Origin of the sequence: Microvirga ossetica (genome assembly GCF_002741015.1) — a bacterium.
Classification (GTDB): domain Bacteria; phylum Pseudomonadota; class Alphaproteobacteria; order Rhizobiales; family Beijerinckiaceae; genus Microvirga; species Microvirga ossetica.
On sequence record NZ_CP016617.1, the window covers coordinates 1,282,158 to 1,305,901 of the forward strand.

Annotated in this window: 18 protein-coding genes and 2 pseudogenes; 10 read left to right on the plus strand and 10 right to left on the minus strand. The window is 63.5% G+C overall.

Going from position 1 to position 23,744, the window contains the following annotated elements; translation table 11 throughout:
- Nucleotides 1–81 precede the first annotated feature (81 nt).
- On the minus strand, nucleotides 82–501 hold the full coding sequence (locus tag BB934_RS34165) for a CopG family transcriptional regulator (protein WP_099514204.1): 420 nt from the start codon (nucleotides 499–501) through the stop codon (nucleotides 82–84).
- A gap of 257 nt (nucleotides 502–758) precedes the next feature.
- Between BB934_RS34165 and BB934_RS34170 the strand changes: the two genes are divergently transcribed.
- On the plus strand, nucleotides 759–1,793 hold the full coding sequence (locus BB934_RS34170; protein WP_099514205.1) for a YihY/virulence factor BrkB family protein: 1,035 nt from the start codon (nucleotides 759–761) through the stop codon (nucleotides 1,791–1,793).
- A 96-nt stretch (nucleotides 1,794–1,889) separates the two neighbouring features.
- Here the strand turns inward: BB934_RS34170 and BB934_RS34175 are convergent, their stop codons facing one another.
- Both BB934_RS34175 and BB934_RS51185 read right to left on the minus strand, forming a co-directional pair.
- Complete coding sequence (locus BB934_RS34175) at nucleotides 1,890–2,633, minus strand: IS630 family transposase (protein WP_237050034.1); 744 nt, start codon at nucleotides 2,631–2,633, stop codon at nucleotides 1,890–1,892.
- Nucleotides 2,634–2,767: 134 nt separating this feature from the next.
- Nucleotides 2,768–2,959: pseudogene (locus BB934_RS51185) on the minus strand (helix-turn-helix domain-containing protein); the annotation flags it as partial.
- Between the two features lie 309 nt (nucleotides 2,960–3,268).
- Between BB934_RS51185 and BB934_RS34185 the strand changes: the two are divergent.
- The 3 genes from BB934_RS34185 (at nucleotide 3,269) to BB934_RS34195 (ending at nucleotide 6,645) form a co-directional block, all read left to right on the plus strand.
- The gene (locus BB934_RS34185) at nucleotides 3,269–4,174 is read left to right on the plus strand and encodes a complex I NDUFA9 subunit family protein (protein ID WP_099514206.1); all 906 of its coding nucleotides are present in this window, start codon (nucleotides 3,269–3,271) and stop codon (nucleotides 4,172–4,174) included.
- 147 nt (nucleotides 4,175–4,321) lie between these two features.
- Complete coding sequence (locus BB934_RS34190; RefSeq protein ID WP_157934488.1) at nucleotides 4,322–4,957, plus strand: DUF6781 family protein; 636 nt, start codon at nucleotides 4,322–4,324, stop codon at nucleotides 4,955–4,957.
- Nucleotides 4,958–4,968: 11 nt separating this feature from the next.
- Entirely contained in the window at nucleotides 4,969–6,645 is a 1,677-nt protein-coding gene (locus BB934_RS34195) for an ABC1 kinase family protein (protein WP_099514208.1), read from the plus strand.
- 491 nt (nucleotides 6,646–7,136) lie between these two features.
- Here the strand turns inward: BB934_RS34195 and BB934_RS34200 are convergent.
- Nucleotides 7,137–7,637, minus strand: a pseudogene (locus tag BB934_RS34200) (transposase); the annotation flags it as partial.
- Between the two features lie 396 nt (nucleotides 7,638–8,033).
- Between BB934_RS34200 and BB934_RS34205 the strand changes: the two are divergent.
- Nucleotides 8,034–11,402 (plus strand): PAS domain S-box protein, encoded by a 3,369-nt coding sequence (locus BB934_RS34205; protein WP_099514209.1) that lies wholly within the window; start codon nucleotides 8,034–8,036, stop codon nucleotides 11,400–11,402.
- 256 nt (nucleotides 11,403–11,658) lie between these two features.
- Here the strand turns inward: BB934_RS34205 and BB934_RS34210 are convergent, their stop codons facing one another.
- On the minus strand, nucleotides 11,659–12,555 hold the full coding sequence (locus BB934_RS34210) for a hypothetical protein (RefSeq protein ID WP_099514210.1): 897 nt from the start codon (nucleotides 12,553–12,555) through the stop codon (nucleotides 11,659–11,661).
- On the minus strand, nucleotides 12,494–15,085 hold the full coding sequence (locus BB934_RS34215) for an AAA family ATPase (protein ID WP_162299252.1): 2,592 nt from the start codon (nucleotides 15,083–15,085) through the stop codon (nucleotides 12,494–12,496). The genes BB934_RS34210 and BB934_RS34215 overlap by 62 nt, the downstream gene beginning before the upstream one ends.
- A 417-nt stretch (nucleotides 15,086–15,502) precedes the next feature.
- On the opposite strand from BB934_RS34215, the gene BB934_RS34220 reads away from it, so the two are divergent.
- Together BB934_RS34220 and BB934_RS34225 are read left to right on the plus strand one after the other, a co-directional pair.
- A complete protein-coding gene (locus tag BB934_RS34220) occupies nucleotides 15,503–15,757 on the plus strand; it encodes a hypothetical protein (RefSeq protein ID WP_099514212.1) in 255 nt (84 codons plus the stop codon).
- 9 nt (nucleotides 15,758–15,766) lie between these two features.
- The gene (locus tag BB934_RS34225) at nucleotides 15,767–16,048 is read left to right on the plus strand and encodes a hypothetical protein (protein WP_157934489.1); all 282 of its coding nucleotides are present in this window, start codon (nucleotides 15,767–15,769) and stop codon (nucleotides 16,046–16,048) included.
- Nucleotides 16,049–16,089: 41 nt separating this feature from the next.
- Here BB934_RS34225 and BB934_RS47735 read toward each other — a convergent pair whose 3' ends face one another.
- Nucleotides 16,090–16,257 carry a hypothetical protein gene (locus BB934_RS47735; RefSeq protein ID WP_157934490.1) on the minus strand — a complete coding sequence of 56 codons (168 nt, stop codon included), beginning with the start codon at nucleotides 16,255–16,257 and terminating at the stop codon, nucleotides 16,090–16,092.
- Nucleotides 16,258–16,742: 485 nt separating this feature from the next.
- A complete protein-coding gene (locus tag BB934_RS34230; RefSeq protein WP_099514214.1) occupies nucleotides 16,743–17,375 on the minus strand; it encodes a response regulator in 633 nt (210 codons plus the stop codon).
- A 184-nt stretch (nucleotides 17,376–17,559) separates the two neighbouring features.
- On the opposite strand from BB934_RS34230, the gene BB934_RS34235 reads away from it, so the two are divergent.
- Together BB934_RS34235 and BB934_RS34240 are read left to right on the plus strand one after the other, a co-directional pair.
- Complete coding sequence (locus BB934_RS34235) at nucleotides 17,560–17,757, plus strand: hypothetical protein (RefSeq protein WP_099514215.1); 198 nt, start codon at nucleotides 17,560–17,562, stop codon at nucleotides 17,755–17,757.
- On the plus strand, nucleotides 17,750–19,444 hold the full coding sequence (locus tag BB934_RS34240) for a recombinase family protein (protein ID WP_099514216.1): 1,695 nt from the start codon (nucleotides 17,750–17,752) through the stop codon (nucleotides 19,442–19,444). Before BB934_RS34235 ends, BB934_RS34240 begins: the two co-directional genes overlap by 8 nt.
- Before the next feature lie 130 nt (nucleotides 19,445–19,574).
- Here BB934_RS34240 and BB934_RS34245 read toward each other — a convergent pair whose 3' ends face one another.
- Nucleotides 19,575–20,678, minus strand: coding sequence for a sensor histidine kinase (locus BB934_RS34245; protein ID WP_099514217.1), 1,104 nt, complete (start codon nucleotides 20,676–20,678; stop codon nucleotides 19,575–19,577).
- Nucleotides 20,679–21,201: 523 nt separating this feature from the next.
- Between BB934_RS34245 and BB934_RS47740 the strand changes: the two genes are divergently transcribed.
- The gene (locus BB934_RS47740; protein WP_157934491.1) at nucleotides 21,202–21,369 is read left to right on the plus strand and encodes a hypothetical protein; all 168 of its coding nucleotides are present in this window, start codon (nucleotides 21,202–21,204) and stop codon (nucleotides 21,367–21,369) included.
- Between the two features lie 304 nt (nucleotides 21,370–21,673).
- Here the strand turns inward: BB934_RS47740 and BB934_RS34255 are convergent, their stop codons facing one another.
- On the minus strand, nucleotides 21,674–23,464 hold the full coding sequence (locus tag BB934_RS34255; protein WP_099514219.1) for a vanadium-dependent haloperoxidase: 1,791 nt from the start codon (nucleotides 23,462–23,464) through the stop codon (nucleotides 21,674–21,676).
- Nucleotides 23,465–23,744: the final 280 nt, after the last annotated feature.

A 23,744-nucleotide genomic window follows, 5' to 3' on the forward strand; every position in this document is an offset into this window, starting at 1 on the left:
GTTGGGCAAAGCGGGGCCTGCCCCTTCCGTCGGGAAGGGTTGGGCAGGTTCGAAAGTCGGGGAGACGGAGCTACCCGGTGGTCAGCGCATGCGGTCCTTCAGCGCCTCTTTCACGGCCGGACTGGCGTGCAAGGCGCCAAGGACGTGAAGGGAGGCAATCGTCTGCCGCGCCAGCTCGGGCGTGACATCGTTGGCGATGCTGGCAAGACCCAGAACCTGGATGTGCAGCATTTCTCCGGCTGCCTGCACGGCCTCGAGGTCCTGGCGACCGTAGTGGCGCAGGCCGAGGTCGAGCTGGTGCCGGTCCACTGATTTCTTGACGGCGTCGGTATGACGATCAAGCTGGTTTCGAATAGCGGTCCGGATGAAGTCGGTCCGGTTGGAGTAGAAACCCTCCTGCACGAGCAGATCGATGTGGCCAAGGTCGACATAGCCCAGGTTGATCGTAATCTTCTCGCTATCGGAAGCCTTAGGTCGAAGTTCGTGCACGTTGGCCGCCATAGCCGCCCTCTTTTCACCATCTATATGGATGGTATCTGGATGGCGGGCGTCGCAAGTTCAAGACCCAGTATCGTCTTTCCCTGATTTCAGCCTGCTGCTTCGCGTCTATGTCACAGGACAGCTATCCGGATTGGGAGCACGGGCCTCAAAGGAGCCCGGAGACCAGTCTCGGGGTTAATGTGGAAAGGCCTGGAAACGTCCCTTCACACAGCAAGAACCTGCCGACCTGATACCCTTCTGGACCTCAACGGTGCCCCATGAACGAACACGGCGAAGATTGGCGCTCCAAGCTCGAAGAGGAGGCCGCTCCCGGTGTGCAACCGGACGATCTCAACCGCGCCCATGAGCCCGGTCGGGGACGGGAGGCGAATACCCCCGGGGAGATCCCGGCCCGCGGGTGGAAGGACATTCTCTGGCGTGTGCTCTGGGGGATCTCGGAAGATCGTATCCTGTCGACCTCGGGCGGGGTTGCTTTCTTTGCCCTGCTGGCGGTCTTCCCGGCGATTGCCACCATCGTGTCACTCTACGGGCTCTTTGCCGACACCAGCACGATCAGGGGCCACCTGTCCCTACTGGCGGGCATTTTGCCCGGCGGGGTGCTGGAGCTCATCGGGGAGCAGATCTCCCTGATCGCCACCCAGGGCAATGATACGCTCAGCGTCGCCTTCATTATCGGCTTTCTAGTGGCACTCTGGAGCGCGAACTCGGGGGTTGCGGCCCTTTTCGATGCCCTCAACGTGGTCTACGGCGAGAAGGAGAAGCGGAGCCTGTTGCGCTTTTACGCGACCACATTCCTGCTCACCCTGGGCATGATCGGCTTCATCATCCTGGCCATCAGTGTGGTGGTGGTCGCACCTGTCGCTCTCACCTTTGTAGGCTTCGTGACGCCGGCCGAACGGCTCCTGGCCATCCTGCGCTGGCCGCTTCTTCTCGCGGTGGTGGGCGTGTGGCTGGCCGTCATCTATCGCTACGGCCCGAGCCGCCGTGATCCGAAGTGGCGCTGGGTGACCTGGGGCAGTGTCACGGCGGCCGTGCTCTGGCTCGCCGCTTCGATGCTGTTTTCCTGGTACGTGGCCAACTTCGACAGCTATAACAAGACCTACGGTTCGCTGGGTGCCGGCGTTGGCTTCATGGTGTGGATCTGGCTGTCGGTGGTGATCGTCCTGCTTGGGGCCGACCTCAATGCCGAGATGGAGCACCAGACGGCTCGCGACAGCACTGAAGGGACGCCGAGGCCGCTAGGTACCCGCGGCGCCAACATGGCGGATCATGTTGGTGCGTCGCACGTCTGACGCGGGAGGAAACGCCGTTGCCAGAGACGCCCCCAAGCCGTTGCCGCGCCCCTGGTCAAGACGCCTGATAAAGCCAGAGCTTGTGCTGAACAAACCCTAAGCAGCGATTCGGTGGTTGGCCAACGGATGGCGACTTCGCTCGCAATTGAGCATCGCGACCGCCTCGTGGATGGCATCATCGAGGGTCTCTGGACCCGCGAAAGTCTGGTGAGCAAGATGATGCTGCTTCAGATCGCGCCAGAGCTCTTCGATGGCGTTGAGTTCGGGAGCGTACTTTGGCAGCCATTCGACCGTGAGCCAGGGCGCCCGCTCGGCGAGGGCGGCGCGCGTCGCCTTGCTGGTGTGGATCGGGCCATTATCGAGGACGAGCACGATCGGCTTCGTCGCACGAGCGGACGTTGGGCCATACTGCGTGTCGATCTGGTCCAGCAGCGCGATGAAATCGGCACTGCGCTTGCTCCGGCTGGTGCGCACGATCAGGTCCCGCGGGGCCCAGTCGAGCAGACCGAGCATCGCCACCTTGGCGGCTTGGCCGGGCGCTGGAATGCGCAGATCCGCGCCCTTCTTGGCCCAAGCATGGGCGAGATAGGGGTGGGTGAGCGCTTCGGATTCATCCCCGAACAAGAGCACGATATCGCCCGCCTCGGCCTGCGCCTTCAGGAGCTTGCGGCGCAGGCCAGCGCGGTCCACGGCGTCTGCATCCTGGCGGCCCTTCAGGGTATGGCGCGGCCGGCGCCAGCGGAAATCCCCTTTTGGCGCAACACGACCGAGAGCCGTGAGCGCGAGATGCGCACGCCGGAGCGCTTCTCGATCTCGTCGGCCAGCCGCGGCAAGGTCCAATTGGGGCGATTTGCGACCGATCCCGCCAGAACCGCCTCGGCCACCGCGAGCGCCCGCTCGGCCTTGACCGGTGCCGGTCCCGGGGCAACGGATCGCCGCAGCGCGTCGACCCCACCCGTCATGAAAGCGCTGCGCCAGAGCCGCACGGTATCCTCGCGCACGCCGAAGGCCTCGGCGATCCGCGGGCTCGTCCAGCCCGCCAGGGTCAGCAGGAGCGCCCGCGCCCGATCCGCCTCGCCCCGATCGCGCGAGTGGCTGAGAGCCATGAGCTCACGCCGCTGCGCGGCGCTTGCGACAACAGGGGATTTGCCCGCCATGATCCGCATCCCGAACCAAACTATGAGATGGAATCACAGACAGCATCCGTTGGCCACCCCGCTGAAACCTGCTTAGCACGCAAGTTCCAAGGAGTTTGGAGAACGGAACGTTATGGAGTGCAGCGTCACCGAATCTTCCGCTGCGGGTCAAACTGAGTAGTAGCGGATGTCGGTGCGAAGGTCCGCTCATCCCAGTAGTGCGGAAGTACGGCTAAGGTCAGCCTCGTGCAGCTTCTGGACCTTTGAAGCGATAAGCATGGTATGGAGGAGGCAGAGTGACTGCAGTCGACTGGCCATGTTCCGGGACTTAGCCAAGTGATGACGCAAGTCACGGTTTTCGGCGGATCGGGCTTTATCGGTCGGCATCTGGTCGAGCATCTCGCCAGGGCGGGAGCATCCGTACGGGTCGCGACGCGTCATCCTTCCCCAACAGGAGAGCCTCCAAGGTTGGCACGGATCCAACAGGTCGAGGCCGACATTCTCGATGATGTAGCTGTTCAGGCTGCGGTCCACGGGGCTGACACGGTCATCAATCTGGTCGGCATTCTCTCGCCGGCGCAACGGCACACCTTCACGGCCATCCATGAAGACGGGGCTCGCCGGGTGGCCGCCAGCGCCAAGCACTTGGGTGTCAGGCACCTCGTTCATGTGTCGGCGCTTGGGGCCAGCCGCACCGCACCAGCGCTAGCGGACCGCTCCAAGGCAGCCGGCGAAGAGGCGGTGCGCGCCGCGTTCCCCGAGGCGGCAATCGTTCGGCCCAGCCTGGTCTTCGGGTCAGACGACCACTTCTTCAACGGCTTTGCCGCACGGGCGCGACGGCTGCCGGCCTTGCCGCTGATTGGCGGGGGCCAAACCAGGTTTCAGCCCGTTTATGTCGAAGATGTCGTGGCGGGCTTCGCGGCCATTCTGGCGAACCCGGCGAGCCGAGGGAAGATCTATGAGTTCGGAGGTCCCCGGATCTATACCTTCAAAGAGCTGCTTGAGTTTGTCTGTGCCACGATCAGGGCCCGACCGTTGCTGGTGCCCGTGCCGTTCTGGGCGGCTGAGCTGCTCAGCGGGCTGCTGCAAGTGTTTCCCGGTGCACCGCTCACCCACGATCAGGTCCGGCTGCTGAGAACGGACAAGGTGGTCAGCGGCTCCGAGCCAACATTGGGCGATGTGGGGATTGAACCAAAAGCACTCGAGACCATCGTGCCTGAGTATCTCTCGGCCTACCGAAGGTAGAAAGGGGCCGACGCCTGCGCTCCGGCTATGGCAGACCCTGACGAATACGTACATCGCGGCTGACGAGTACGCTGGAGTGCCGTTCTGGCTGTCATAGGGACACGATTCGCGGTAAGCTGTTGGCGATGAGAAGTCATGGAGCAGTCTATGCCGGAGCCCACCACATCTTCGGGGCAGGTGTCATCCTCCCTGCCGGACGACGATCTCGCAATCAGGCAGCGGGTTCGAGACCTGACCAGCCAGGTTCTCGAGCAGGGCCGGGTGGACACCGGGGCCGTCGCAGACATCGTTCGAGCAGTGACTGGTCAAAGGGATGCCCCACCTCACGCGAGCGATGCCGAGGCCCGGGAGGTGTTTGCCGACGCCGTGCGGGAGCTTGACGAGGCACTGCTGAACTCGGCGAACGCGACGCACGCCACGCTCCAGCAACTCGCTGCGCGGGGGAAAGACTTCACCACCAACGATCTGAAGGAAGCACTGGCCAGTCTGAGGAAACTTGAAGAAGATTATGTGGCGGCCGCGGACTGCATTGCCGAGGCGATGAGTGGCAATCTGCGCCGCGAGATGACAGAGCTTGCAGGTCACGCTCAAGCGGTCGGCGCGGAGGCGAGCGCCCGAGCCGCGGGCATCATGGGGGAATTTGCCGGCCGCATGGGGGAAAGCGCGACCTCCGGTCTGCAAACGGTGCGCGGCACGAGCATCCGCATGGCGTTGCTCGCCAGTGGCGTGCTGGCCGGTGTCGCCGACGCGCTGCGCGATCGCGCAGAGACGCGAAAGGGGTAATAGGTTAGTCCGTGTTCACCGCCGTCCGCGATCTGCCGCGCCTGCGCGAGATCAGCTCGGTCCTCATTCGCCACGGACTCGGCGATCTCGTGCGTCGTACCGGCACGGCCACGCTGCTGGAGCGCGCCGGACAAATCCTGCAATGGCGAGAAGCCGGTGACGCCGCCGATCTCGAACCACAGCAGCGGGTGAGACTCGCGTTCGAGGAACTTGGGCCGACCTTCGTCAAACTCGGTCAGATGCTCTCTACCCGAGAGGACCTCCTACCGCCGGCCTGGACGGCTGAACTCGCCCGATTGCACAGCGACGTGCCGCCGGCCCCTTTCGACGAGCTCTTGCCGCAGGTCGAGCAGGCGCTCGGGTCCTCTCCGTTTGAGGTGTTTGCCGACCTGGAGCGCGCTCCCTACGCTGCAGCCTCGATCGCACAGGTGCATCGGGCCAAGCTGGCAAGTGGCACCCCGGTGATCTTGAAGATCCGCCGCCCGGGCATCGTGGCAAAAATCAACGCCGATCTCAGGATCCTCGGGTACCTTGCTCGTCTGGTCGAGCGCGAAATGCCAGAGGCGCGGTGCTACCGACCCATCCAAGTGGTGGACCAATTGCGCCGCTCGCTGGGGCGCGAACTCGATCTGGCGGTCGAGGCCCGCAACATGGAGCGTTTCGGGCGCAACTTCGCCGACGATCCCAACATCCTCGTGCCCCAAGTGTATGGGGCCTGGACGAGCACCGTGATGAATGTGCAGGAGCAAATCGTGGGCATTCGCGGCAACGATCTGGTGGCGATCGAGGCTGCCGGTCTCGATCGAACGGCACTCGCCGCGCGCGGGGCCGACGCCGTGCTCAAAATGATTCTGGTCGATGGGTTCTTCCACGCCGATCCGCATCCGGGCAACGTGATGTTTCTGCCTGGCAACCGCATTGCGCTGATCGACTTTGGCATGGTGGGACGCCTGTCGCCGACGCGCCGAAGCCAAATCGTCGATCTGCTGGCGGGGCTCGCACATCATGACGAGCAGGCCATGCTCGAGGTATTGCTCGACTGGCGCGGCGGTGCCACGGTGGACGAGGTCCGTCTCGCGGCCGATCTCGGCGAGCTCGCCTTCGATTTCGCCGACGTGCCGTTGAAGGATCTCAGGATCGGTGTGTTGCTGCACAGGGTTTCGGCCGTCCTGCGCGAGCACACGATCATGATGCCGGCCGATCTTGCCCTCCTGTTCAAGGCACTCATCAGCCTTGAAGGACTCGGGCGCCAGTACGATCCGGAGTTCCGGTTGATCGAACGCGTCAAGCCGTTCCTCGACCGGGCCCTGCAGGAACGCTATCGGCCAGCGGAGGCCGTGCGACGGGGCAGGGCCACGTTCAGCGACCTTCTTGGCCTTGTCACGTCGATGCCGCGCGACATTGCGCGACTGATCAAAGACGCACGGCAGGGCCGCCTGCGGGTCGAGCTTGACCTCAAGCGTCTTGACAGCTTCGGTGACCGGCTCGACAGCGCAATCGACCGCGTCACGGTCGGCGTCATGACGGCCTCGCTGGTGATCGGTTCCTCGATCGTGATGACAGTCCCAGGCGGGCCAACCCTGTTCGGCCAGCCTCTGCTCACTCTGGTGGGGCTGGTTGGCTATCTGATTGCATTCGTCAATAGCCTCTGGATCATCCTGTCGATCTGGCGATCCGGTCGGCGCTGATAACCGAGGCTTGCATGGGGCCGGACATCGTAAATTCTCGAACTGATAACAAGCCGCACGGCTAGCGCATCGTGCGGAACCGAGGGTCCGGGTCAGCGAATAAGGGGATCGGTTTCCCCGTTCAAAACGATGCGCCATCAGACGCTCTAATGAGTAGCCGCTATGTGGCGACCGTTCTTCCCACCCTCGCTTCACTTGGCGCTACGTTCCTAACAAGGTCCGCTCCGGGTCTTGGTCGTCGTCTAATCGCTCATTTGAACGCAAGCCCTTTTTGGTGCCGAGGCTGTGGTTTGCCGGGAGCAGTGTCGTCTTCGCGGTCGACAGTAGTCGGCGCATGATGGGCTTCGCAGGAGGAACCTTCCAAGGTGTAAAACGCACGCTTCAGGCCTATAGGCTTGCCGGTGCACCAACCAAGGCGGAATGGTTCGTCCACGTTCCGGCAGGGACGCCTCAGCACGCCTCAGAACAGGCGCATCGGAGTTTTGGGTGGGTCAGGCGATAGCATTGCCTGCCCGAGTGAACGGCTCGCCGGATTTGAGCATCGCGTGCATGACGACGGCGAGCTTCCTCGCCACCGCAACGGCTACCCGTTTGAAGCCGATTCTCTCCCGCACCTGCAACCCCCATTGGCGCAGATAACTGTCGGCATGTGTGCGCGTCAGGATCACGGTTGCGGCTTCATGGAGCAGCCCTCTCAGGTGACCATCGCCGCGCCGGGAGATGTGGCCGTCATAGTCGACTTCCCCGGACTGGTAGCGACGGGTCGTCAGGCCCAGCCAGGCCCCGACCGAGCACGACTTCTTGAAGTTCTCCGGATCCTCAATGGCGGCCGTAAACGAGGTGGCGGTGATCGCCCCCACCCCGGGGATCGCCATCAGCCGCTGACAGGCCGCACTCTGCCGGGCGCTGGCGAGAAGCTGGCGCCCCAGGGCTGATGCCCGGCTGCGCACGCTGCGCCAGGCCTCCAGCATCGGCAGGATGATCCAGGCAAGCTCCTCCTGACTTCCGGTTTCCTCTGAGCCTGCGGCTGGTTGAGGAGATCAACGGGTCACGTAAGTCCTGACGGTAAGCGCTTGCCATGCCGTGCCTCCATATCTGGAGACAAGCAGGCCACATCAGCGCTCAGGGTGGAATCCCCGCTGACTCGGAATAACGGGAAGTGGCTCTAGCCTCCTATATCGTGCCGTCGATGAAGTGCATCATCTCAAGCCCCGATCATTAGGGACGACGGTTGCGTTCCGCTAACGGAGACTCACGGCGGCCCATTCCGCGAGGAGCGGCAAGACGCCTGTTGCGGTGCGCAGCGCGGCGCCCTAGATCGCATTCCGTCGTCGAGCCCGTCCGGCCACGATCAGTCCAGCCTTGTCCCGTCTCCATCCGGAATCCCGATGCACGATAGAAACCCACGCCCAGCCGCGACCGACTGCGACTTCCTCTCGGGCGGCTGGGGGATGGGTGCCCGCATGCGCTCGCACGACTGGTCGGGATCGCCTCTGGGAGAGCCCGAGACGTGGCCCCGGCCATTGCGGATGCTCGTGCGGATGATCCTCAATGCCAAGCAGCCAATGTTCATTGCGTGGGGTCCGGATCTCGCCTTCCTCTACAACGACGAATACATCCCGATCCTCGGCGCCAAGCATCCCAACGCGCTCGGGCGCCCCTTCGCCGTGGTCTGGTCCGACATCTGGGAACAAATCAGACCGCTGGTCGACCAGACCCTCTCCGGGCAGGCGAGTTGGCACGAGGATCTGCTGATCCCAATGCAGCGGAACGGCTACCGCGAGGATGCTTGGTTCAGCTTCTCCTACAATCCCATCTGGGACGACGTCGGAGCGGTTGCCGGCCTGTTCTGTGCCGCGACGGAGACAACCGGCAAGGTCCTCGGCCAGCGTGCGCTGCGGGAGAGCGAGGAGCGCGCCCGAGGCGTGCTCGACGGCATGGACGAGGCCTTCATCCTGCTCGATCGGGAGTTCCGCATTCTGCGAATCAACCCGGCCGGGTTGCGGCTGGACATGCGGCCCGAGGCGGAGATCATCGGACGCACCCATTGGGAGGTCTGGCCGAACACCGAGAACTCGCCGTTGGGTAAGTTCTACAAACGGGCCATGGCCGAGCGCGTGCCGGCCACGTTTGAGAACAGGTACACGTGGCCTGACGGGCGGGAGGCCTGGACCGAGATCCGTGCCTATCCGGCTCCTGATGGCCTGGCGGTCTTCTACCGTGACATCACCGAGCGCAAGCATGCGGACGCCCAGCTTCGCGAGGCAGAGGACCACTATCGCCATACGGTCGAGCTGAATCCGCAGGTCACGTGGACTGCCCGCCCTGACGGCCAACTCGATCGTGTCGCCCAGCGTTGGCAGGACTGGACCGGCACCACGGGATTGGGGGAGACCTGGGCGCAGGCGATGCACCCGGACGATCTAGAGCCGTCCCTGATGGCGTGGGCCCACTCTGTCTCGACCGGTGAGCCCTACAATATCGAGCATCGCGCACGCATGCGCGACGGCACCTACCGCTGGATGCACTCGCGCGCCCTTCCCCGGCGCAGTCCGGACGGGGAGATCGTCGAATGGTACGGCAGCACCGAGGATATCTCAGAGCGTCGGTCCAGCCAGGATGCTTTGCGGGAGGAAACCCGCGCTCTGGAGATCCTCAACACGGCCTTGGCCGCCGCAGCGTCGGAGCACGATCTCGAGCGGCTTGTCCAGCGTGTGACGGACGCGGGCGTGGAGCTCACCGGAGCCCAGTTCGGCGCATTCTTCTATAACGTGCAGAACGAAGCCGGTGAGAGCTACATGCTCTACGCCATCTCAGGCGTTCCGCGCGAGTCGTTCTCGAAGTTCCCGATGCCCCGCAACACGAAGGTGTTCGCCCCGACCTTCAACGGTGAGCGCATTGTTCGCTCGGACGACATCACCCAGGATCCGGCCTACGGACACTCGAAACCGCATCGAGGCATGCCAGAAGGGCACCTACCGGTCCGCAGTTACTTGGCTGTGCCTGTGACGTCCCGGTCCGGTGAGGTGATCGGCGGCCTGTTCTTTGGACATGCGGAGGCGGGCGTCTTCCACAAGCGCTCGGAGCGGCTCATATCGGGGCTTGCCGCAGGGGGTGCCGTAGCCATCGACAACGCTCGCCTGTTCCAGAAAGCCCAACGCGAGATCGAGGAACGTCGGCGCGCTGAGGAAGCGCTGCGGCGCCTGAATGGGACCCTGGAGGCCGAGGTCGAGGAGCGCACCAAGGAAAGGGATCAGATCTGGCAGCTCAGCACGGACCTGATGGACGTATGCCGCTCGGACGGAACGTTGGTTGCCGTCAACCCGGCCTGGACGACGATCCTCGGCTGGTCCGAGGCGGAGCTGCTCGCCAGTAACTTTCTTGGGCTCATCCATCCGGACGATGTCGAGAGCACACTCGCGGAGCTTGCCGGTCTTGACCAGGGTGCCCAGACCTTCCGGTTCGAGAACCGCTTCCGCGCCAGGGACGGTGGCTACCGGCTGATCTCGTGGACGGCAGTGCCTAAGGAGGGACTGTTCTACGCCATCGGCCGCGACATCACTGCGGAGCGGGCAGCGGCGGAGGCGCTGCGTCAGACCGAGGAGGCTCTGCGGCAGTCACAGAAGATGGAGGCAGTGGGCCAGCTCACGGGCGGCATCGCGCACGACTTCAACAACCTGCTGACCGGGATCGTGGGTTCCCTCGACATGCTGCGTACGCGCGTCTCGCAGGGGCGCCTCGAGACCGTCGATCGCTACATCACGGCGGCAACGACGTCCGCCAACCGCGCCGCGGCCCTGACGCACCGTCTGCTCGCCTTTGCCCGCCGCCAGCCGCTCGATCCCAGGCCTGTGCAGGCAAACGCACTCGTCGCTTCCCTTGAGGATCTATTCCGGCGCACCGTCGGTGAGGCGGTGACATTGGAGGTCGTGCTGGCGGGAGGCCTCTGGCCGACGCTCTGCGATCCCAATCAACTGGAGAGCGCGCTTCTCAACCTCGTCATCAACGCCCGCGACGCGATGCCGGACGGCGGCAAGCTCACGATCGAGACCTGCAACGCTCACCTGGACGAGGCCTACATCGCGGCGCAGCGGGACGTGAGACCCGGCCAGTACGTCTGCATCTGCGTGACGGACACGGGAACGGGCATGCCGCAGGACGTGATAGAGCGCGCGTTCGATCCGTTCTTCACGACGAAGCCCATTGGTCAGGGAACCGGGCTGGGGCTGTCGATGGTCTACGGGTTCGCCCGCCAGTCGGAGGGCCACGCGAAGATCTACAGCGAGGTGGGTCAAGGCACCACGATCAAGATCTACCTCCCGCGCTACCGCGGCGAAACAGACGCGGAAATCGAGGCGTCGACGCTTGCCGAGGCGCCCCGCGCCGAGTCAGGCGAGACCGTGCTGGTGGTCGAGGACGAGCCGGTGGTGCGCAGCCTGATCATCGAGGTGCTGGAGGACCTCGGCTACCGGACGCTGGAGGCGGCGGACGGACCAGAGGGGCTGAAGATCCTTCAGTCCCGGCGGCGCATCGACCTCCTGATTACTGACGTGGGTCTGCCAGGCCTGAACGGGCGCCAGCTCGCCGACGCCGCCCGGGAACGCCGCCGTGACCTCAAGGTGCTGTTCATTACGGGCTATGCCGAGAATGCCACCCTGGCGGCGGGCTTTTTGGAGCCCGGCATGCAGATGATCACGAAGCCGTTCGCCGTCGATGCGCTTGCGCAAAGGATCCGGTCGATCATCCGGGATGATTGATCCGGATGGAGGAGGGCGGCGCAGTCGGGCGGCGTCGGCCTTCAGCCGAGATATAGGCGTTGAACTTCCGCTGAGGGTCAAGGAGTAACGAACAACAAATGAAATGAAGGTCCGCTCGACTTCTCATGAGCAGACCCAAGCGCTTCTTCCGCCTCGTGCCAGTAGCAGGAAGTCAAACGTGTGTTCTGGAAAGACTGCGATTGGCGCGACCGCGCCCGTTGAACGCGCTGCCCCTTCCCCCAACAAACGGCCAAGGCTATTCCCGCCGAGCCGAGGGCGTGTCATATAGCGTAGCACGCTCCAGCTCGCTGAGCAGGGCCTCGGCCTCTCTAACGTCGGCAGTTTCGAAACCCTCGGTGAACCAGTCGCGAACGTGTGTCAGAAAACCGTGGGCTTTCTCCCCGGCGCCTCGCTCTGCCCACAGGCGTGCGAGCCGCGACGCAGCTCGCAACTCCCACCATTTGGCGGCCTGCGCCCCGGCAATCTCTACCGATTTGCCGAAAGATTCCGCCGCCAAGTCGCCGTCGCGACCAGGCTCTTGCAAAGCAAACTCCCCTTTCAGTCGGTACAGCTCGGCATCAAACCAACGCTCGCCGGTCGAAGTTGCACGCTCGAACGAGTCGTCGAGCACGCGTCGCGCATCTTCAACGTTGCCACTACTAAGGTAAGCCTCAGCCAGAATGGACTCGTAGTACGGCATCATCACCAGGTAACCGGCGTTCACGTCGTGCTCGTAGCAGGATTTGAGGGTCTCGAGGCCTTCGGTTGCATTTCCTTCCGCGATGAGTGCGGCAGCTCGAAAGCCCCGTCCCTTGTTCAACATTGCAGGCATGGCCTTCTCGGACGCGAGAGCAATCAGGCGCTCGCTGTCGCGCCGAAGGGCGAGCCAGTCTTTGCACAAGTGGTAGTAGACGCACGTGTTGACGAGAGCCAACACGATGGCGAAGGGCTGGCGCGTTTTCTCCGCAGTTTCCAGACCCTGCCGGCACTGCCGGTACCCCTGCTCGGGGTAGCCCAGAATGAGCAGCGTCCGGGCAAGGTAGAGGTTCGGTCCGGCGTCGGCGATGTCCGCACCGAGCAGAGGGTCCAGGTCAGGTGCCCTTGTCGAGACCCGCTGCGCCAGGAAAGAGCGTGCGGTGGCAAAATCGCCCATCCAAAGGGCAACGAATCCGGCTGCGTCCGCTCCGATTGGGCCACCCTCGCCGTATGCGCGCGCCGCCGCGCGCATCAGCTCGTTGGCGACTTCGCGCGCGATCGAGCTCCGCGCGATTGTAGTAAAAGAGAAACTCGCCATAGCCGGCCCGGAGGTTCTCGTGCTCCGCTCCCGTTTGCCCTGCCAGGAATCGGGCGCGAGCATAAGCCGTGCCCGTTTCGACCGCCGCCGTGCCCCTAGCCGCCCGGAGCGCATCCCCGAGCGCAAGGCGGAGCCCGAGTTCAAATCGGTTGCGCTCCAAGCCTTCCGGCAGCGTTTCGAGAAGCGAGAGACCGTTATCGAGCTGGCTCAACGCTTCCCTTGTCGCCGAGCGCATGATCGCCGTGCGTGCCGCAGCCTGATAATATGGCACTGCTTGCTCGACGAGCCCGGCCCTGCCGTAGTGGCCGGCGACGAGTTCGGGATGAGCTGTGGCCGTGTCCATGAATCTGTTGACCAGCGCGTCGGCAATCGCGCCGTGCAGTTCCCGGCGGCGCCTTTTGAGGAGCGATTCGTAGGCCGCGTCCTGAATGAGAGCGTGCTTGAAGATGTGTGCCGGGCTGGCCGCGGTGCCGCCGCTCAAGATTAGCTCGGCTCCGATCAGTTCCGAGAGCGCCGTCTCCAGTTCACCGGCAGGCATGTCGCTCACGCTCGCCAGCAGCGCACGATCGAACTCCCGCCCAATCACGGCACCGACTTGCGCGGCATGCCTTGTGGAGGGCGGCAGGCGGTCGAGCCGAGCCATCAGCGCGTCCTGAAGTGTCACGGGAACCGTGACTGCAGGCAGAGATCCCAAAAGGTCGAAGTGATCTCCTGCGTCGACAAGGACGTTGAGATCGCGCATCGCCTTGGTCAATTCCTCGATGAACAGCGGAATGCCGTCGGTGTGCGCGACGATCTCGTTCAAGACTTCCTGCGGAAGACGCTTGCCCGCAACGGCCTCGGCCACTGCGGCCGCCTCAATCGGATCGAGCCGTTCGAGCACGATCCAGTCAACGTGTGCGCCGCTCCAGGCCGGCTTGAACTCCGGCCGGAAAGTGACGAGCAGCAGCACTGGCAATTGGGCGATCCGATCGTTGATCCGATCGACCAGTTCCAGCGTCGTCGGGTCGAGCCATTGTGCGTCCTCGATGACCATGAGCAGCGGATGCCGCGTCGCGAGCCCCTCAACCCAGTTCAGCAGCGCTGCAAATGTCATGGCCTTCCTCTGCTGAGGGGTCAGATCACGTAACGAATGCTGCTCGCCGGTTCGAACGCCGAGCAGATCGGCGATGACAGGGATGGCGCCGCTGGTATCGGACAAAGCCCTTCCCAGAAGAAGCTCGAGCTTCCTGAACTGTGTTTCGTCCGGGTCAATGCGTGCAAACTCCGCGGAGCGCCGGATTTCCGAGATGACGGGCCGTAGCGCCGAGTTCGCGTAGTACGGCGAGGCGTCGAAATGGATTTCCTGGAGCCGGTCCCCTCTCAGTCGATCCCCGAGAAAGCGCACCAGTCTCGATTTTCCGATCCCGGGCTCCCCGGTTACGAGGACAACCTGGCCCATCGTTCGCCTGACCCGCCCCCAGCGCTCGAGCAGCAGATCGATCTCGCGGCCTCGGCCGACGAACGGCGTGAGCATCGTGCCGTGAAGTCCCTCGAACCGACTTTCACTGCGCCCGATGCCGTGGACCCGCCAGAGGGCTACCGAGGAGCCGATCCCCTTGATCGGCTGCCTTCCCATGTCCTCCAGGTCGAAAATCCCTCCGACGAGATGCCGGGTGGTTTCGGAAATCACAACCTGGTCCGGCCCTGCCGCCTGCTGTAGCCGTGCTGCGAGGTTCGGCGTCGCCCCGACGATCTCGTCCGGGCGCTCTGCCTCCCCTTCCCCGAGGCTTCCGATGACCACCAACCCTGTGGCAATGCCGATGCGTGCACGAAGGTGAGGAACCTCTTGCGTCTTGATTCCACCGGCTGCTGCCACAATGCGAAGGGCAGCCTTGACCGCCCGTTCAGCCGCGTCCTCCTGTGCCTTCGGCCAGCCGAAATATGCAAGAATGCCATCGCCCAAGAACTTGGCAACGTGCCCCCCGAAACGGTCCACTTCTTCGGTTACCGCGCTTCGGTAACGCCGCATCACCGCCCGCAGCTCTTCGGGGTCGAGCTGATGGCTTAGCTCGGTCGACCCGACGAGGTCGACGAACATCACCGTGAGCTGCCGCCGCTCTGCCTCTGTCGGGGCGGATAAAGGCAGCGCCGTCTTCAGCGATGCGGATGCGCCAATGGGCGCCGATCTCGAAACCAGGGCCAGTGAGGCAATCGCATCAAGCAGCTTGCGCCGGTGACCGACGGAGGTCACGCCGATTCCCGTCAAATCCTCGGCCGTCAGGTGGGCAAGAACCTCTTCACTAATATCGTTGTCGCGGAAGGCCTTCTCGTATTGTCCCAGGCCGATACCGCGAAGCCAGGTGGCGACGTCCAGGTCCCCCTCCTGTATGAAAGTACAATAATACACCAAAAGCCCATCATGGACACGTGAAAACGGGTCCGACAAGAGTCGATTCGGCCTCAGCCTGAAGGTCCACTTAATAGGACCAGAAATGTCGGGAAATGGCGGCGCAAGAATGTCCTTTCGGAACCGGAACTGATGACCCAAGTCGGCCATCCGCTGCGCAGCGGAAACGTCGCGAGAGGGTCAATGAATGCCGGAGAGCAGGCTCAGTGAAGGTCAGCTTTTCGGCCGGACACAGAAGTCAGGGTAAGGGCTGCCCCGTGCCAATTGGAGACATTCCGGTTACATGAAACGCAAATTCGCAGAAGCGCCTTTATGGAACAGGAGAGGGGCGATCCGCCGCTGCCACCGCCCGAAAGGGTTGTTGCGGGTCCCATGAAACCAACTAGGCTGATCATTATCAGGCAAGGATCTGTCGCCATGGAACGGATTGTGGTGACCCACATACGAGACGACCTCTGCCTGGTCTCGCATCAGGACCAGACCCTGTCGGCCTATACCACCGAGCACGAGGCGCTCTCGGCGGCGTTCGCTTTCGCCTCGCGCTGCATCCAGAACGGCGACAAGACAGTGGTTGTTCTCACGAAAGAGCAAGGCCCCGGACGAGCGTCGCGCAGGCGCGCCGTCGCCGGATGCTTGCTCGATGGTAACTGGTGGCACCACAGCCATCGTTAGAGGAACACGATGATGCAAAGCATGGGGCACAAGTCCAAGGCAAAGCATCGGTGGGATACCCCAAGCCTGATCCTCCTCGGGGGACTCGTGGGCCTGTTCGCCGCCATCATGCATAACTTCTACGCTGCCTTCCGGGACGCAATTCCCGAGGGCAATCCGTTCGTTGACGCAATTCCCGAGGGCAACCCATTCGTTCATGTCGTGTCAGGGGTGGTGATTTACGTACTCGCCGGCGCCCTGGTGCTCGGTGTGATTTCCGCCATCCGTAACTGGCTCATGCAGGATAGGTAAGGTCGCATAATGCCCAGTATGGAAAGATGAGCAGACGGTGCTCAGACGCGGCCGAAGAGTAGGTAGGCCAGCAGGGCGACGATCACGACATTCAGGAGGACGACCACGAGCAGAGTGACACGGATTTTCCGTTCATGTTGGGTCAGTCGGGCGTTGATCGCCTTGAGCTCCCGCTGCTTGGCGAGTTCATCGCGTTCTCGGGGCTTCACCGGTTCTCCTCCAACAGCACAGCCTCATCGACCGGATATAGGAAGATAAACGCAGGCCAAATGTTCCACGCTGCTGCGTCTACACGCGCGCATGAGGCAGCTCAATTTCGCATAATCCCTCGTGTGGAACGCGTTTTGAAGGTTTCAGGAAGTCCTCGCGGCGCCTTATGGACCGACGCACCGGATACTCAGAAAAACCGCTCCGCAGCAGGGCCTCAGTCAGCACGCGAATACTGGCGAATGCTTGGTAAGGAAGGGGCCGGGATGAGCACGTTTTCCCGGCCTCTCCCCCGCCTGGCCGAGGCACGGGTCACCACGAAGGCTGCATCATCCTGCCGGCCGTCAGCCCTGGGAGGCCCGTGCAAGGTTTGGCAGGCTGGCGGCCAGCTCATTCTGCCGGATCGGCTTAGTCAGCCGAGGCAGGTCAGGGGCAGGCCTGCGTCCCCCGCGTAGGTGAAAACATCAGGATCGGCATGCCGGCCGCATCAGGGCTCCACGACCCTGGTGCGGACTGCATAGCGCACGAGGTGCGCCGTCGAATTCACCTTGGCCTTGCGCATGGCCGCGGCGCGGTGGCCCTCCACGGTCTTTTGGCTGACGCCCAGGATCTGGGCCGCCGCCCTGTTGCTGTGGCCCTCCGCGATGAGCTGGACGACGCTGCGTTCCCGCGCCGTCAGCGCGCCGTCACCGGCAGGCCCCCTGGACAGATATGCCGTCAGCAGGGTCTCCGAGACGCCACCGGTGAAGAATGGCTTGTGCTGCGCCAGCGCCGCCACCGCCGCGATCAGGAACTGCCTGGCATCGGACTTGAGCAGATAGCCGCGTGCCCCAGCCTCGAGCAGCTCGCGCAGCAGGGGCTCGCTCTCCTGCATGGTGAAGATCAGCACCTCCGTCCGGGGCTGGCACGACCGGATCTCGCGGGTCGCGTCGACGCCGTTCAAGACGGGAAGCTGACAGTCGAGGATGGCGACGTCCGGCTGCGTCTCGACGGCGAGGTCGACTGCCTGCCGACCGTCCTCGGCCTCGGCGACGACCACCCATCCGGATTGACCGCTCAGGATGGCGCGCAGCCCGGTGCGGACCACGTCATAGTCGTCGGCGATCAGGATGCGCGTCATCGTCCCGTGCCTCCCGCAACGTCTCTCTATGATCGCCCGTACAATGGTGCCAACAGCCGCTTTGACTGGTTTGTCCTCCTGGACCGCTGTGACTTGCGTCCGGCGAGACGCATGGACGGGAGTTGTGGCAGGCTAAAGCCGCGTCAGGCGGCGGACGTCGGGAGCGCCGCCAAGGGAGGCGCCGATGACCCGGCAGACGCGTCATCCGCTCCTGCAGGTGCAGGAGTCCTTCGAGATCACGCGGTTCAGCCCCGAATGCCTGATCGAGGCCTACCGCCGCGTCGTACCCATCCAAACCAAAGCCATCCGGAGAGCCGCCGAACACCGCCGATCCCAAACTCCCGTCCACACCACCCGAAGTCAGGGAGGTAAGCATGTCTGATCGCCGCATTGCCCTTTACGCGCGGGTCTCCACCGAACAGCAGGCCCGGGATCACACCATCGCCAGCCAAGTCGCCGCCCTGCACGAGCGGATCACCGCCGACGAACAATCCCTCGCGCCGGAGGATGCCTACGTGGATGAGGGCTACAGCGGGTCCGTCCTGGTCCGTCCGGCATTGGAGCGCTTGCGGGATGCGGTCGCGACCGGAGAGATCGAGCGGGTTTATGTTCTCGCGCCGGATCGGCTCGCCCGCCGCTATGCCCATCAGGTGCTTCTGATGGAGGAGTTCCGCCGGGCCGGAGCGGAGGTGATCTTTCTGAACCATGCCATTGGCGGCACCGCCGAGGACGACTTGCTGCTGCAGATCCAGGGCGTCATCGCCGAATACGAGCGCTCCAAAATCCTCGAGCGCAGCCGCCGTGGACGGCGCCACGCGGCGCAATCTGGCCTGGTCAGCGCCTTCACCACCGGCCCTTATGGCTACCGCTACGTGCCCAAGGCTCTCGGTGGGGGTGTGGCACGCTTTGAAGTGGTGCCGGAGGAAGCCCGCGTGGTTCGGTTGATCTTTGCCTGGGTCGGGCTGGAGCGGATCAGCCTGCGGGAGGTCTGCCGCCGGTTGCAGCAGGCGGGTGTCGTCACCCGTCGCGGATCGACCCGCTGGTATGCCTCGACGCTTGGCGGGATGCTGACGAACACGACCTACATTGGGCGCGCCATCTACGGGCATGCCCGCTATGTGTTCGGGCCACCCAAGCTCCTGCGGCCCCTACGGGGGCATCCTCACCCATGCCGCCGGCCGAGTGTGCGGGTGAAGGTGCCGCGCGAGGAGTGGATCGAGGTTCCGGTGCCGGCCATGGTTGACCCAGCGGTGTTTGAGGCCGCTCAGATGCAGTTGCAGGAGAACCGCCAGCGCAAGCGGGAATCCCGGGCAGGACCGCGTTGGCTGCTGCAGGGTCTGACGGTGTGCCGCCGCTGCGGCTATGCTTATTATGGCAAGACGGCTCCGCAGTCGAAGCGGGATCCGGCGAAGGGCGTGTACTGCTATTATCGCTGCATCGGAACGGACGGGTATCGGTTCGATGACCATGCGGTGTGTGACAATCCCCAGATCCGAGGCGATTATCTGGAGCAGGCGGTCTGGGACCGGGTGCGTGCGCTGCTGGAGGACCCGGATCGGATGGCGGGTGAATATCACCGGCGCTTGACGCAAACCCAAGACCGCACAGGCAGTTCTGACTACGTACTGCAACTTGAACGCCAAATCGCGCGTCTCCAGCGTGGAATCGGGCGATTGATTGACAGTTACGCCGAGGGGGTAATCGAACCTGCCGAATTCCAGCCGCGCATCGCGGGCCTGAAGACGCGGCGAGCCCGCCTCGAAGAGCAGCGTCGGGTGGCGGTGGAGGAAGCCCAAGCCGAGCGTGAATTGACCCTGATGATTGGGCGCCTCGAAGAGTTTGCCACCCGGGTGAGTGACGGACTGGACGAGTTGGACTTTGCTGGCAAGCAAGCCCTGATCCGAACCTTGGTGCGACGGATCGAGATCGACCGCAACCACGTTGAAGTCATCTTCCGAGTGCCACCTCCGACGCCTGAGGGCTCAAGCCCGTCGGAACCTCACCCGCATTCGGAAACTTGGCACCATTGTACGAGCGATAATACAGCAACAGCTCGGCTCTGGAACTGAGAGGAAACCCCGAAATTCACCGGGGGAAGACCTCAGCGAGGGGCAGTTCGGCCTCGTCAGACCCTGAAATCCATTATCTTCTGTCCATCTGCCTCCACCAGGTCGGCAGCCGACAGCCTGCGGCTCCTGGTCAACCGCCGCCAGCCGGCCGCAACCCGAGCGGCAGGTTGGCCACAACCATCGTTCCCCGGGCGCCACTCAGGAACCGCAGGCTGCCGCCGAACCGCAGCATGCGGGCCCGCATGCCGGTGACACCCACCCCATGCAGTGCCGCGCGCCCAGCCGCCTTCCGGACCCCACCGGACAACCCGCAGCCATCATCGAGCACGCGCAGCTTCAGGGCATTGGCCCCGACCCGCAGGTCGATGGTGATCCGGGAGGCGGCGGCATGGCGATGGGTGTTGGTCAGCGCCTCCTGGATGATCCGAAGAAGCGAGCGCTGGACATCGAACGGAAGGTCGTTGGCCCTTTCCGGCATCCGGACGGATGCGTCCAAGCCGGTCCGGCGCGCGAAGCCGTCCACGAAGGTCCGCACAGTTCCGGCAAGACCGCCATTCTCCAAGGCTGGTGGATGCAGCAGGTAGGTGAAGACGCGAAGCTCCCTGGCGGCTTCGTCCACCGCGTCCGCCGCCTCGTCGAGCACCTTCTGGCCCTCACCGGGGATGACGAACTGCTTCAGCCGCATGAGGTTCAGGCCGACCGCCACCAGATGTTGGGCCGTCGAGTCGTGCAACTCCTCGGCGATGCGTTGCCGTTCCTCGTCCTGCAAGATCAGGACGCGTCCGGCGAGTTCGTCCAGGGCCGCCGCGGCTGCATGGCGCTCCGTGACGTCGGTGAAGAACACGCTCAGGCCATCCGTCGCGGGGCGGACCTGGAGATCGAGCCAGTGGCCCGGCCGCAGGCCGGACATCACCTCGCGCCGAATGCGGCACCGCCGCTCCATGCCCTCCCGGATGAGGAGACTGCACTCAGCATCGGGACTGCACAGATCCCACAGACAGGCCCCGAGGATCCGGTTCGGATCGGACCCCGTCCAGTCCACAGTCGCCTCGTTGAGATCGGTGATGCGATAGGCGCCATTCAGCGTGAAGTAACAATCGCTGACGCTGGCCAGGATGGACCGGAGCCGGGCGTTCGCGTCCTCGACCTCTCCCGGAGCCACCCTCGGGCGGCCCCGCAAGCCATGCCACAACCATCTCTCCAGGGCCTTCCGCGGCGAGGACAGGTCATCCATGACTCAACTCCAGGACGAACGGACAACCGAATGGCGGGAATTTTCCCGCCATGCCGTCCGCCAGGTATGGTGTGATGATCGGTATCCGATCGGCCCGAAAGCCTAACATAGAGCAATGGTGATCGGGGTCGATGAGATCTTTAGCCAACCTGTTCGTGCCGGCTCCAATGGCTGATCGTGCATTGACTGTCTCGGTGAGGTGCGCCGCGATGCCGGCAGGAAACCTCCAACCGGGTCCGCGATCGTCAGAAAACTCGCCTGCCCTATAAAGTCACACCTCATATACGGCGGCGGGAGCGGATCGGCTCTATAGGATACTTCGACTCGGCTACGGTTTGGAAAGGTCTGGAACGGGTCAGGCAGGGAAATTCGCGTACCTTGAGGAATGTCTGGTTACGCGAGGATTGCTGCCCTCAGGCTCTGGTCTCAAGAGTGCCAGGAACCGACAGTCATCTCATATGACGGCCTCTCACTATTCCCGCTAGCCGTGCAACTGCTCTCAGCGCCGAGGAACTCTGCTGCCATGGGTGTGCAAGGGCAACAGGCGCTTGAGCAGGGCTTTCGACCTGCGCAGCTCGGGAATATCGAAGCCTTCGCCGAACCAGCCATGGATCGGCGCAAGGAGATCACGTGCTTCTGCCTCTCGTCCCCACTCACACAGCATCTCGGCCAGATCACAGGCGGCTCGTAACTCCCACATCCGAGCCATCTGGTCCCGCGCGACTTCAAGGGCATCCCGGTAACGGCATTCGGCCTCGTCCGTGCACCGCATGAGCAGGAGTAGACCGGCCCGTATACGAAGCAATTCGGCGTTGAAGAACCGACTGCCGGTCTCTTCCGTCCAACGTTTGAGAGCCGGAATCTCACGTTAACTGCCCAAAGCCAACGAGAATCTCAGGTTAAGTGCCCAAACTTTCGTCTCAGCACCCAAGCTAAGTCACTGAAATGGTTAGATCGCCTGTCTCACGCCAAAGTGCCCAGTGACAAAGGTCAGGTCAGATTGTCACGCGGCTGCCGTCGAAGCGCGTAAAGGAGAAGCCGTCGAAGGGTTCGCGCAGGGTCATGCGCTCGTCCCGCAGCATGCCGATAGCCACTTCCTCGCCGAGCGCCATTGAGGCGGAAGCGTCAGAACGCCAGTGGATGCCCGCCCAATTCCGTCCGAACCCGAAATTCACCGCGAGCTTGTTCAACTCTCCACCAACCGTGAGCGGCGGGCCGCTATAGGGTACGAGCCTCGTCGGGTCAACCGGATCAGGCTGTACCGGGTTGGCGATGACGCGGCTCTCGTCGAAAAACGCCTTCAATATGGTAGCCGTGACGGCACCAACGCTCGTGGCACCGCCGGGATAGGTAGAGTGGAGGGGCGCGGCCTCTGGATAAGTTTGTGACAAAAGATAGGTGCCGTATTTGGCTTTACTGCGATTGAGGGCTTCCGATTTCAGGAAGTTATCATGCAACGGGTAGTCGCTCACGCCATTGGCGAGGCGATGGTGCGCCAGACCGCCGTAGGCTTCTGGTCGCACAGCCCGGTGCACGAAATACTTCTGCCAGTAGGACGCGCGGACGGAGTTACTGATCCCCGTGGCGAGTAGTGCCTGCACATAGCCCAACCCGAAGGTGGCACCCGCAGGGGTTTGGGTTTTCGATTTCCGATACGGGTTCGATGGGTAGGACACGGCCTCTGCCGGCGGATACATTCCGGAGTAGTGTTGGTCCGTCCCGCCACTGGGGGTCGCAAGGATCAGTGCTGCCGCCCACCCGAGGGCAGGACCACTGTGGATGTACTCCGCGAGATCTCTTCCTGTCGTTATGTATCGCGGTGTCGCGTCGAACTGCAACTGGCGTTTCGGTGCGGCGCCGTTCTGGATCGCCAGCCAATCCTCGTATTCGGTCAGGAATTCGTTGGCGGGCACCGCGGTGCGGATTTGAGCACTCATCCACTGTGCGGCATAGGGCACGTCCCGGAGCAGGAATTGCGAGATCAGCGGGCCGTCCAAAACGCCTGGAGGCGTGACGGAGCGGCCCTTCGGGTCAGCCGGGTCGAAATAAAGCACATTGGCACGGAACAGCGTCCCGGGCGTAACCCGCCCACCAGACTTCGGCCCCCGGAAATCGGCAAGCTTGTTGAGTTCTTCGGTTGCCGCAAGCACGTCGCGATTGGAGGTGTCGTCGCGCAATTCGTTAAGCGGAACATCACGAAGCAGGGATTGCCAATATACCTCGACCGCCTCGCCGCCGCGCTCCGCACTTGCAAGGGCTGGTGCCGGCGGTATCGCAATCTGAGTAGGATTTATGCCGCTAAGACTAACGGCCAGTGTGCCTATGGGGTTGACCAGTTTGCGAGTGCCGCCAAGCGGGATTTTCTCGAAATCAGCGGAATCGCCCGACTGGCAAGCGGTATAGAGGGCCTGCCATGCCGCTTGCTCCACTTCGCCGCGTTTGTCGTGCGGCAGGCCCCGTGAATCGGAACCGATCTTGTTGGGGTAGCGCGCCTCATCGCCATTCGTCGGATGGGGTGCGATGGGAATTTTCTCGGTGTTGCTCGCGCAGACCTCTCGGACTTCGAAGGCGCGGCGCTTGAACACCGCATCGAGCGGTCGCGGGTCCGCGCTCACAGGCTGCGCCGCGGCCGGGGCGATTCCGGGCATGCTCGGCGGAGACGCAAGCACGGCGACGCCAACCGCGATGCTTGCCCCGCCGAGCAGCGAGCGGCGAGTGACCGCGGTGTGCGGCAGGGCCGGCGATGCCAGATCGGATTCAGTCGAAATGGTGGGGTGGTCAGCCATGGAGATCTCCTCCCTCGCAGGCACCGCTCTGGGACCCGCGTTTTTCCCGTTTCGGGATTCCAACCGGTATTCCCCCGATAGACGGGCAACCAACCAGAGCGTCAAATCGCTCGTGGGGTGAGAAGGCTATCGGCGCGGCGGGGCGACACTACCCACGCTGCGGCGTCGGGAAGTCCACTCACACGAGGAGCGACCACCATCATTAAACGCCTCTTCGCTCCCGTAGGGAACTGCGAATCTGTCCGGGATGTGTGCTGAGACACATCTGTATTACGCGGGA